Below are 11,060 nucleotides of genomic sequence, written 5' to 3'. Positions count from 1 at the left end.
ATCGGTGTTATTCGTTTGCAGGAGAAAGAGCGATTTTAATACATGGCGTATTTAAATTTTTATCTGCAGCTGTTTGCTGCAATTATGATGCTGATAATACTTCAGGGAAATGTAAAAGCGGGATACAGCAAAACAAAAAGCCTTAACATCTTCTTTATGATGATGTTAAGCGACATAATAATGCTTTTTGCCGGCGCTGCAGATAACCTTGTTCTGTATAATGTCTCTTTTTATGAGACCCATAAATGGCTTGAAGCATTTCTGGCAGGAGTTAGTGATCTGTCATATTTTGGGGTCCTTGGCTTTTTTATTCTCTATCTGGATTCCTATGAAAAAGCAGATTCCAAAATAAGTATAGCTGCCCTGGCAGGGGGGATCATCAGCGGAGTATACGGCCTTTTTTGGCTTGTGACGGATTTTGTGGGAGGCATTTATACTCAAAATGCTGATTCTATCGGATATGACTCACTATATATAATTGGACAGGTAGGCGGATATGTAACGTGCGCTCTTGCAATCGTTATCCTGATAAGACGATGGAAATATTTTAATCATCGTGAGAGAATCGGCTTTACGATGTTTATTTTTGTTCCGCTTATAGGCTCGTTTCTTAAGGGTGTTATCAAGGATGTTACTATCATGCCACTGTTGGTTACACTTTCTGTTGCATTCATACACAGCTTTATTCAGGTGGCAAGAGATCTTCTTTCCATGCAGCATCAGGCTGAGATTTCAAGAATGCAGGCAGATCTTGTCACCAGCAGGCTAAAGCCTCATTTTATTTACAATGTGCTCAACAGTATTTATTCGCTTGTGGACATATCACAGGTTGAGGCTAAGCACGCTATCTCTTTGTTTGCAGGGTATCTTCGAACAAATCTTATTGATATCGATAATCATCGTCTGATTCCTTTTGAAAAAGAGCTTGAACATGTAAAAGACTATCTTTCCATTGAGGCCATCAGATTTGGAGATAAGATCCATGTCGAATATGATATAAATGCAGTGGATTTCAAAATTCCACCCCTTGCGCTGATGACGGTGGTTGAGAACGCCATAAACTATGCGGTGGAAAAGAAAAACCGGGGCGGAAGCATAAGCATAAGATCCGGGAAGGGGAGCAGCGGTTATTATGTAACTGTAAGCGATACAGGTGATGGATTTGATGCAAGTAAGATTTCGTTAACGGAACTGACGACAGATTCAAACGGAAAGCGCCACGTAGGCCTGTACAGCACGGCTTACAGGCTGCGGAATATGTGCGGCGGCGATCTTAAAATTGAGAGTCAGCCCGGAAAAGGAACGGTGGTGACCCTCGAGATTAAGGGAGAAAACAAAGATGAAAATAATGGTGGTTGATAACGAAGAACTTGCAGTGAAAACTCTGTGCAATACGATATGCGAGGTAATTGAGGACGCTGAGATAACAAGATCCACTGATTCGGTGGAAGCTCTGAACATTGCAAAAGATATTAATCCCGACATTGTTTTTCTCGACATTGATATGCCGGGAATGGATGGGATGAAGCTGGCTAAGGAAATCAAAGAGAGCGTCAATCCCAAAGTAAATATCATCTTCACAACAGGATATAGCGAATATCTGGAAGAAGCTTTTACCAAGCTTAGGGCCAGTGGCTATCTTATGAAACCTGTGACAGAAAAGATGCTGAGGACCGAAATTGAGAATTTAAGGTACCCGCCCCATTTTGAGATGTTGGGATCAAAGGCAGTCAGAGTGAGGGCTTTCGGCACTTTTGAAGTGTATGTTAATGGTACACCCGTCAATTTCCATTACGTAAAAACCAAGGAACTGCTTGCATATCTTATAGACAGGGACGGAATGTGCTCAATTTCTGAGCTTGAGGAAGGTATTTTCGAGGAGTCGGAAGAGAGAGCAGACCACAAATCTTATATCAGAAATATGATCAGCGATCTTATAAAGGTGTTCACTGAGCTGAAATGTAAGGACGTTATCATCAGAAAGTATGGTGCCATAGGCCTTGACGTATCACAGATAGACTGCGATTACTATGAGTATAAAAAGGATAATCCCGCAGCTATCAATTCTTTCAGAGGAGAGTATATGTCCCAGTATTCCTGGGCGGAGAATACGCTGGGAACGCTGATGTTTAAGAATGAATAGAAATGAAAAATAAGAGGCTATACCGTAGCAGGTATAACCTCTTTTGTTCGTGTGCGAAATCGACTAGGAGTCAGCATACTCGATTATTCATGATTAATTTAGTTGAAAATATTAAAATCCTCGTTATCCTTCTCATGATACTTGTCATAGAGCTGTGAGAGATAGGTCTTAACGATCTGGATGTTGGCCATCTTGCGAAGCTCTGCGTTGCCCATAAGTACTGCAATCTCATCTGCAAGAAGGAGCATGTTGTAGATCTTGAGCTTGAACTGGTCTCTTGTGAGCTCGTCGATGTTGATCTCCATAAGAGGAGCACCCAGCTTCATGGTAACATTCTCATCGGCGATACCTGTCATAGCTGAGCGGGTCTCGGGATCGTAGTTAACGTAGATGATGAGTTTCTCTTTCTCGTGCTTCTTGAGGGTGATGGCGGTCTGGTGTGACTGCTCCATCCACTCATAGAGGTCTGCCTCATCGGGATTCATAAGATACTTGGTAAGCTCTTCCTTGTTCTTCTCGATGTACTGCATATATTTGCTGGCGTTGGGGCCGGTGTAGGTCATCTCAACCTTGATTCCATGCTCTGTCTTAACGAGACGGCACTTTTCAGCTACGTCTCTGATCTTTAAAGAAGTTTCTGTATTGCCGATCATCTTGAACAGACCGGTGTCTAATTCCTGTGTGAACTCCATTTTGCCTCCTTGTTCATAAATACATGTTAAAATGTTATCCATAGCCGTTTTACGGCGTATAAAGCTAATTCATGCTTCAAAATCAGTAGATAGTATAGCATAAAGGGGTCAAAAATGATATACTATATTGAGTTTTGTATAAGTTTTATTTGAACTAAAATAAGTTTTGTTAATGGGGAAAACATGGCTTCAAATAGTAATAAAAGGGGAACTAAAAACAGCAGGAAGAGCTCAGGGTCAGCCAGAACATCAAGAGCCAAGGCTCAGAGAGCCAGAATGGCTGATGAGGAGTTTGATTATTCTTTAAAGAGCGAGATCATAACCATTGCGATGATCGCGCTTACTATTTTTCTGTTCCTGTGTAATTTCAGGATCTGCGGCAAATTCGGCAATTTTCTTAGTGACATTTTATTTGGATTATTCGGCTTTACGGCTTACGTGGCACCTATTGTGATGCTGGGAGGCGTGCTTATCGGTATCGCCAATTTCGGCTCCAATGCTTCCATCAGGAAGATTGTTTCAGGTGTTGTTCTGTTCTTTTTAATAGGAATTATACTGGAACTGATAACAGGACGACCTCAGAATGCAGAGAGGTATGATATTGCGGCTATTTACGGCGCAGCCAGAATGGCGCACAACGGAGGAGGATTCTTCTCGGGATCCCTTGCTTATGTATGCTACAAATATCTTTCTCTGGCAGGAAGTCTTCTCTTGATATTCCTTCTGGGAGTTGCAAGTCTTGTGGTATTTACACAGCATTCTTTCGTTGGTGGTATCAAGAAGCATGGCAGACGCATTATTGACAAGACCAGAGAAGAGGCTGAGAACTACCGTGATTATGCTGAGCGACGCAGAGAGAAGATGGAGGAGAGACGAGCTCAGATAGAAGAAGAGAAACGTCTTGCCATCGAGCAGAAAGAGGATGAGAAGATCCTCCGCATGGAGAAAAAAGTCAGCGGAGTAATGATAGACACAGCTCTTGAGAAAGATGATGAGTCCGAGGATGAGTTCGAAGCCTGGGAGAAAGAGCGCAGAGATAAGAACTCCGACAAGAACGAAAGAGTATTTATTCCTGACGAGGAAATTCACGACGATATTCATGAGATTATTCTGAATAAGGGTATAGAGACAGACGTTGAGCCTGATGGACAGAGAGTTCTGAGAACAGGTCCGGTGATCCACGGAATGGGTTATGATGATGACTACTCTGATGAGGAGGATGATGAGGTTCAGGAGACACCTTCCTATGAAGGGGAGGAGCATGATGCAGAGCCTGTTGACTCCAAGATCAGGCAGATTAAGTCTGTTAAGCCCGTAGCTACACTAAGGGCAGAGGACAATCATGAGGATATACTGCCGGATGTGCCTATCCATGCAGAAGATCTGGGGAATGGCATGAATGGTGATTATGTCATTCATGCACAGGATCATATTTCAAGGAATCCAAATGCATCTTCCAAGATCGATGGCTCAGCACCTTCATCAGCTACGCAGCAGGCCCTTAGCGGTACTGCAGGACCTCATACCACCAGCCCCGGAATGGAGCAGGAGATTGAGGAACATAAGAGGAAGATTCCTAAGAAATACGTTTTTCCTCCCGTATCTCTTCTTGAAAAAGGTAGCAGAAACAAGAATTCAGATTCTGCAAGACAGCTCAAAGAAACAGCACTTAAGCTGCAGGATACTCTTAAGACCTTCGGCGTCAATGTAACCGTAACAGATATCAGCCAGGGACCTGCAGTTACTAGATTTGAGCTTCAGCCGGAGGCAGGAGTAAGAGTAAACAAGATCGTTGGACTGGCAGATGACATCAAGATGAATCTCGCAGCCAAGGATATACGTATTGAGGCGCCTATTCCCGGCAAAGCCGCTGTTGGAATCGAGGTTCCCAACAAGGAAAACACAATGGTTGCATTCCGCGACCTTTTGGAATCTCCTGAATTCAAGAATTTTGATTCCAAGCTTGCTTTTGCAGTGGGTAAGGATATAGCCGGTAAGACTGTCGTTACAGATATCGCCAAGATGCCTCACCTTCTTATTGCAGGTGCGACAGGTTCAGGTAAGTCGGTTTGTATCAATACCATCATCATGAGCCTTATTTACAAGGCTAAGCCCGAAGAAGTTCAGATGATCATGATCGATCCTAAGATTGTTGAACTCTCGGTATATAACGGCATACCGCATCTTATGATACCTGTAGTTACAGATCCCAAGAAGGCTGCGGCAGCGCTTAACTGGGCTGTTGCCGAGATGACCAACAGATACAAGAAATTTGCCGATTCCGGTGTCAGAGACCTTAAGGGCTATAACAAGATAGCAGAGAGTAGTGATGATCCCAACATGACTGTTCTTCCTCAGCTGGTTGTTATCGTTGACGAGCTTGCAGATCTTATGATGGTATCCGCAAATGAAGTTGAGGATGCCATCTGCAGACTTACTCAGCTGGCAAGAGCAGCAGGTATCCATCTTATTATTGCTACGCAGCGTCCTTCCGTGGACGTTATCACAGGTCTTATCAAGGCCAATATGCCCAGCCGTGTGGCATTTGCGGTATCAAGCGGTGTGGATTCCAGAACAATCCTTGATATCAACGGCGCCGAGAAGCTTCTTGGTAAGGGTGATATGCTCTTTTATCCGCAGGGCTATACCAAGCCTGCCAGAGTACAAGGCGCATTTGTTTCGGATAAAGAGGTACAGGCAGTCACAGATTTCCTTAGGAATCAGAAGATTGATGTTTCCTATGGCGAAGATGTTGAACAACAGATTAACAGCATGCAGAGCTTTGGCGGAGGTTCTTCAGGTTCTGCAGGCGGCGATTCAGGCTCAGAGCTTGACGAATATTTCGTTCAGGCTGGAAATATAATCATCGAAAAGGAAAAAGCTTCCATCGGAATGCTGCAGAGAGTCTTCAAAATTGGCTTTAACAGAGCGGCCAGGATCATGGATCAGCTCTGCGAAGCCGGAGTCGTGGGGGACGAGGAAGGCACCAAGCCAAGGAAGGTTCTTATGACCAAAGCAGAATTCGATGCTTATGTTAACGGGACTGAGTCAGATGTTGTTTAATTGTATATGGGAAGAGCAAAGCAGTTAATTCTGCGGAAATGGAGAGACCTATGGCTGTAAAAAGTGATATCGAGATCGCTCAGGAAGCGAAGATGCTCCACATCAGAGATGTGGCACAGAAAGTCGGAATTGTTGAAGACGACCTTGAATTCTACGGTAAGTACAAGGCTAAGCTTACCGAAGAATATCTTAAAAAGGCTGAAGGAAACAAGAAGGGCAAGCTTATTCTTGTAACCGCCATCAATCCTACTCCTGCGGGGGAAGGTAAGACCACAACCAGTATCGGACTGGGAGATGCTATGAACAGACTGGGCTATAAGACTGTTCTTGCTCTTAGAGAGCCATCCCTGGGACCTTGTTTCGGAATAAAAGGAGGAGCCTGTGGAGGCGGATATGCCCAGGTTGTTCCTATGGAAGATATCAATCTTCATTTTACAGGTGATTTTCACGCTATCACATCAGCCACCAATCTTTTGGCTGCTCTTTTGGATAACCATATCCAGCAGGGCAATCAGTTGGAAATCGATACCAGACAGGTAATCTGGAAGAGATGTGAAGATATGAACGACAGAGCTCTCAGAAATATCGTTGTGGGCCTTGGAGCCAAGGCAGACGGTGTTCCCAGAGAGGACCATTTCGTTATAACTGTTGCAACTGAGACCATGGCAATCCTGTGCCTTGCTAAGGATATGAATGATCTCAAGGAGAGGCTTAGCAAGATCATAGTTGCTTACACCAGAGACGGTAAGCCTGTTACAGCAGGTGATCTCAATGCTGTCGGAGCTATGGCGGCTCTTCTTAAGGATGCAATCAAGCCTAATCTTGTTCAGACCCTTGAAAATAACCCGGTTCTTATTCACGGCGGACCTTTCGCCAATATCGCTCACGGTTGTAATTCTGTAAGAGCAACCAAACTGGCTCTCGGAATGGCAGATTATTGCGTAACTGAGGCAGGGTTTGGCGCTGACCTTGGCGCAGAGAAATTCTTTGATATCAAGTGCAGAATGGCAGGTCTTAAGCCTGATGCTGTTGTTCTTGTGGCAACCATCAGAGCTCTTAAGTATAACGGCGGCGTTCCTAAGAGCGACCTTGGAACCGAGAACCTTGATGCGCTTAAAAAGGGCATCGTAAATCTTGAAAAGCACATTGAAAACATTCAGAAATATAAAGTTCCTGTTGTTGTAACACTTAACTCCTTCCTTACAGATACCGAGGCTGAAACAGAGTATGTAAGAAAGTTCTGCGAGGAGAGAGACTGCAAGTTCGCTCTTTCAGAGGTTTGGGCTAAGGGCGGCGAAGGCGGAGAAGCTCTCGCAAAAGAGGTTATTGCTACACTTGAGACCAAAGAGAGCAACTTCACACCTATTTATCCCGATGAGCTGTCACTTAAGGATAAGATTACTACAGTTGCCAAAGAGATATACGGCGCTGATGGAGTACAGTTCGCCGGCTCTGCACTTAAGCAGCTGGACAAGATAGAAGAGATGGGCTTTGGTAAGCTGCCTGTTTGTATGGCTAAGACTCAGTACTCACTTTCTGATGATCCTACACTTCTCGGAAGACCTAAGGATTATAATATTCAGGTTCGTGAAGTATATGTTTCCGCCGGAGCAGGTTTTGTCGTAGCTCTTACAGGAACTATTATGACAATGCCCGGACTTCCCAAGACTCCTGCCGCATTCAACATTGATGTAAATGATGAGGGCAAGATAACGGGGCTGTTCTAAATAATCACGGATGAGATATCAGGAATATTACGGAGGATACCATGAGCGCGCAGTTAATTGACGGAAAAGCAATATCACAGCAGATCAAGGATGAGTTAAAGGAGAAGACAGCTCTTTTGAAGCAGCAGGGTACAGAGGTTACTTTGGCAGTTATCCTTGTGGGTGAGGATCCCGCATCACAGGTTTATGTCAGAAATAAGAAAAAGGCCTGCGAGTACATCGGATTCAATTCCCTTTCCTATGAACTTCCCAAGGAGACCACTCAGGAAGAGCTTCTTAAGCTTATAGATGAACTTAACAACAAGGAAGAGGTGGACGGAATTCTTGTTCAGATGCCTCTTCCCAAACATATCGATGAAAAGACAGTCATCGATGCCATTGCCCCCACCAAGGATGTTGACGGATTCCATCCTATGAATGTCGGAGCACTTTGCATCGGTGAGGAGGGCTTCGTATCATGCACACCTGCAGGCGTCATTCAGCTTCTTAAGAGAGGCTGTAAGGACATTGATATATCAGGAAAAGAGTGTGTGATAGTAGGAAGATCCAATATTGTGGGTAAGCCAATGTCACTTTTGATGCTTAGAGAGAATGCCACAGTTACAGTGGCTCACTCAAGAACGGCTGACCTTAAAGAGGTGTGCAAGAGAGCGGATATTCTTATTGCAGCTGTCGGCAAGGCCAAGATGATCAAGGCTGACTACATCAAAGAAGGCGCTGTAGTAATTGATGTTGGCATCAACAGAAATGAAGATGGAAAATTATGCGGTGATGTGGACTTCGAAGGTGCCAAGGAGGTTGCGGGGTATATTACTCCGGTTCCCGGCGGCGTAGGACCTATGACCATCGCAATGCTGATGAATAACTGCTATGAAGCAGCAATTATGCATTCTAAGAGGAAATGATATCAGATGAAATGCCCCAATTGCGGACTCGAAATACCTGAAGGACATATGTACTGCGACAGCTGTGGTACGGAGATTAATTTTGTCCCGGATTTTGAACCTGAAGTTGAAAACGAAATAAATGCCACTCTTTCAGGAGTTGCAGAGGAGCTCAACAAAGAGGAGCGTCTTAAGAGGGAAAATAAGGAAAAGAGGATAGCTTTTCTCAAAAACCTTTATGGCAGGCGCTTTATCTTTTATGCTGTCTTTGCAGCAGTTTTACTGATAGCTGCGGGCATTTTCGTCTACGGACTTTTGAATCAGGGCTCAGCTGCCAAGTACATGAAAGAGGCTGAAGCAGCCCGTAATGCCGGCAATCTTGATGCAGCAATTGAGTATCTTGTGAAAGGTAACGCTGAAAACCCTACCAATTCAGATATAATTTTCAGATTATCAGATTATTATCTTGAGAATGGGGAAAATGATAAGGCTGTTGAGGCTTTACAGCTTATTATTAATTCAGCCGCTTTTACGGAAGACAAGATTAACAATGCCTATGAGAGCATAATTTCAATATACAGTCAGAGCGGTGAATCAGACAAGATCGCAGCACTGTTTAGCGAAAGTACAGATCCGGTGGTGATGGCTCTTAAGGATAAATACGTTCCTCATTCTCCGGTCATGGCTCCGGCAGGAGGAAACTTTGATGACAGCGTTTCAGTATCGGTATTCATGAATGACGGATCTTCCGACAAGATATATTACACAGTCAACGGACAGGATCCGGATGCAGAGAGCATTGCTTATGAGAACGAGATCATTCTTGATATTGAGGGTGAATATGTAGTCAAAACAGTGGCCATCAATGACTATGGCATTGCAAGTGCTGTAATAGAGAACAAGTTTGTAATTGAGAGAGGCAAACCAAAGGATCCGGATATTCTGGAAGCCAGCGGGGAATACAATCAGAATACAAGGATCGTCGCTGTATGCGACGCCGGACTCACAATTTTTTATACAACCGATGGCTCTGATCCCACAATGGAAGAGGGTATTCAGTACGTGTCTCCGATCACAATGCCTGTTGGTACTTCACATTTTAAATTTGCTGCATTTGATGCAGAGGGTAACAGCAGTGATATTGTTGAAAGAGATTATCACCTGATTTACACCCGCCTTGTTTCCACAGAGCAGGCTGTAAATATGCTGGTTAACACTTTGGTAAGACTTGATATTCTTCTTGATGCCGGAGGCAAGGTTCGTGGTCAGGAAGGCCATAATGAGTATATTTATACATCCGATATCGAGATAGAAGGAGCCGGAGAGTACTATATGGTTGTTGAGAATCATGTTCTCAATGATGGTACGACGGTGCCAACGGGTCTTATTTATGCGGTAAATACCCACGACGGAACTGTCAATAGACTAGGCTACGACTCCAGTGGCAAGTATACGCTGATAACAATTTCGAATCGATGATTTGTGAAATTTTTTTGATACTTTAATGATTTAAAGAAATAAAGATTGAATTTCTATTCGGCTTCGTTTAATATGAAAAAAGTATGAAATTACAATGTAGGAGGATTACTATGTTCAAGATTTTAGAGGCAAACGAGCTTACTACGAACATTTTTCAGATGATTGTTGAAGCTCCGCGTGTGGCAAGTGCGTGTTTACCGGGCCAGTTCCTTATTATTCGCGTTGATGAAGATGGAGAGAGAATCCCGCTTACAATTTGCGATTATGACAGAGAGAAGGGAACTGTAGAGATTGTAGTTCAGGCTATTGGAGCTGAGACTTACGAACTGTCCAAACTCAAGGCCGGCGATGAGCTTGCCGATGTTGTAGGACCTTTGGGTAAGCCTTCGGATCTTTGCGAAGAGAGCATAGATGAACTCAAGAAAAAGAAAATCGTATTCATCGCAGGCGGTGTTGGAACAGCTCCTGTTTATCCTCAGGCTAAATGGCTTAAGGAGCACGGTGTGGACTGTGATGTTATTATCGGAGCCAAGACCAAGGATCTTGTAATAATGGAGGACAGATTCAAATCTGTTTGTAACCTTCATATCACAACAGATGACGGTTCATATGGAAGAAGCGGTATGGTTACCAAGGCTCTTCAGGATCTTTGGGATGAAGGCAACAAGTATGATCACTGCGTAGCTATCGGACCTATGATCATGATGAAATTCGTATGCAAGCTCACAAAGGAGCTTGGAATTCATACTATTGTCAGCATGAATCCTATCATGGTAGACGGAACCGGAATGTGCGGTGCCTGCCGTCTTACTGTTGACGGGCAGGTTAAGTTTGCATGTGTAGACGGCCCTGAGTTTGACGGACACAAGGTTGATTTTGATCAGGCCATGAACCGTATGAAACTCTACAAGACCGAAGAGGGCAGACTTTACCTCAAGGCTCAGGAAGGCAAGACACATCATGGCGGATGCGGCAACTGTACATGATATAGGAATTCAAAGTCACATAGATCCGCGCTTGCGCTGGAGCTTATGTGACCTTGAAGACCGAATAAACATGAGAAAAGAAGATT

The 11,060-nt window shown here is 44.0% G+C and carries 8 protein-coding genes; 7 read left to right on the top strand and 1 reads right to left on the bottom strand.

All coding sequences use genetic code 11. The features are described from left to right. Positions 1-42 precede the first annotated feature (42 nt). Together NXH67_RS17920 and NXH67_RS17915 are read left to right on the top strand one after the other, a co-directional pair. Positions 43-1,359 (top strand): sensor histidine kinase, encoded by a 1,317-nt coding sequence (locus NXH67_RS17920; protein WP_272798245.1) that lies wholly within the window; start codon positions 43-45, stop codon positions 1,357-1,359. Further along, positions 1,340-2,143, top strand: a complete 804-nt coding sequence (locus tag NXH67_RS17915) for a LytR/AlgR family response regulator transcription factor (protein WP_272798244.1) — start codon at positions 1,340-1,342, stop codon at positions 2,141-2,143. Before NXH67_RS17920 ends, NXH67_RS17915 begins: the two co-directional genes overlap by 20 nt. 98 nt (positions 2,144-2,241) lie before the next feature. On the opposite strand, the gene NXH67_RS17910 is transcribed toward NXH67_RS17915, so the two are convergent. Continuing rightward, on the bottom strand, positions 2,242-2,835 hold the full coding sequence (locus NXH67_RS17910) for a hypothetical protein (protein ID WP_022778481.1): 594 nt from the start codon (positions 2,833-2,835) through the stop codon (positions 2,242-2,244). 183 nt (positions 2,836-3,018) lie between these two features. Between NXH67_RS17910 and NXH67_RS17905 the strand changes: the two genes are divergently transcribed. The 5 genes from NXH67_RS17905 to NXH67_RS17885 all read left to right on the top strand — a co-directional run bounded on the left by NXH67_RS17905 (position 3,019) and on the right by NXH67_RS17885 (position 10,974). Next, positions 3,019-5,898, top strand: coding sequence for an FtsK/SpoIIIE family DNA translocase (locus tag NXH67_RS17905; protein ID WP_272798243.1), 2,880 nt, complete (start codon positions 3,019-3,021; stop codon positions 5,896-5,898). Between the two features lie 50 nt (positions 5,899-5,948). Further along, a complete protein-coding gene (locus tag NXH67_RS17900) occupies positions 5,949-7,625 on the top strand; it encodes a formate--tetrahydrofolate ligase (RefSeq protein ID WP_272798242.1) in 1,677 nt (558 codons plus the stop codon). 41 nt (positions 7,626-7,666) lie between these two features. Beyond that, positions 7,667-8,530 carry a bifunctional methylenetetrahydrofolate dehydrogenase/methenyltetrahydrofolate cyclohydrolase FolD gene (folD, locus tag NXH67_RS17895; RefSeq protein WP_022778478.1) on the top strand — a complete coding sequence of 288 codons (864 nt, stop codon included), beginning with the start codon at positions 7,667-7,669 and terminating at the stop codon, positions 8,528-8,530. Positions 8,531-8,536: 6 nt separating this feature from the next. Beyond that, complete coding sequence (locus NXH67_RS17890) at positions 8,537-9,988, top strand: chitobiase/beta-hexosaminidase C-terminal domain-containing protein (RefSeq protein WP_272798241.1); 1,452 nt, start codon at positions 8,537-8,539, stop codon at positions 9,986-9,988. Between the two features lie 110 nt (positions 9,989-10,098). Beyond that, positions 10,099-10,974 (top strand): sulfide/dihydroorotate dehydrogenase-like FAD/NAD-binding protein, encoded by an 876-nt coding sequence (locus tag NXH67_RS17885; protein ID WP_272798240.1) that lies wholly within the window; start codon positions 10,099-10,101, stop codon positions 10,972-10,974. The last annotated feature ends 86 nt before the right edge of the window (positions 10,975-11,060 follow it).

This window comes from Butyrivibrio sp. DSM 10294 (assembly GCF_028539135.1).
Taxonomy (GTDB): domain Bacteria; phylum Bacillota; class Clostridia; order Lachnospirales; family Lachnospiraceae; genus Butyrivibrio.
Note: the sequence above shows the minus strand (reverse complement) of the source record. Positions and strands in the feature narration are given on the sequence as shown.

What these genes read in the sequence shown, in the direction of transcription:
- NXH67_RS17920 (WP_272798245.1), top strand. Translation starts at nt 43, where the DNA reads ATGGCGTATTTAAATTTTTATCTGCAGCTGTTTGCTGCAATTATGATG.
- NXH67_RS17910 (WP_022778481.1), bottom strand. Translation starts at nt 2,835, where the DNA reads ATGGAGTTCACACAGGAATTAGACACCGGTCTGTTCAAGATGATCGGC.
- folD (WP_022778478.1), top strand. Translation starts at nt 7,667, where the DNA reads ATGAGCGCGCAGTTAATTGACGGAAAAGCAATATCACAGCAGATCAAG.
- NXH67_RS17885 (WP_272798240.1), top strand. Translation starts at nt 10,099, where the DNA reads ATGTTCAAGATTTTAGAGGCAAACGAGCTTACTACGAACATTTTTCAG.
- NXH67_RS17890 (WP_272798241.1), top strand. Translation starts at nt 8,537, where the DNA reads ATGAAATGCCCCAATTGCGGACTCGAAATACCTGAAGGACATATGTAC.
- NXH67_RS17905 (WP_272798243.1), top strand. Translation starts at nt 3,019, where the DNA reads ATGGCTTCAAATAGTAATAAAAGGGGAACTAAAAACAGCAGGAAGAGC.
- NXH67_RS17915 (WP_272798244.1), top strand. Translation starts at nt 1,340, where the DNA reads ATGAAAATAATGGTGGTTGATAACGAAGAACTTGCAGTGAAAACTCTG.
- NXH67_RS17900 (WP_272798242.1), top strand. Translation starts at nt 5,949, where the DNA reads ATGGCTGTAAAAAGTGATATCGAGATCGCTCAGGAAGCGAAGATGCTC.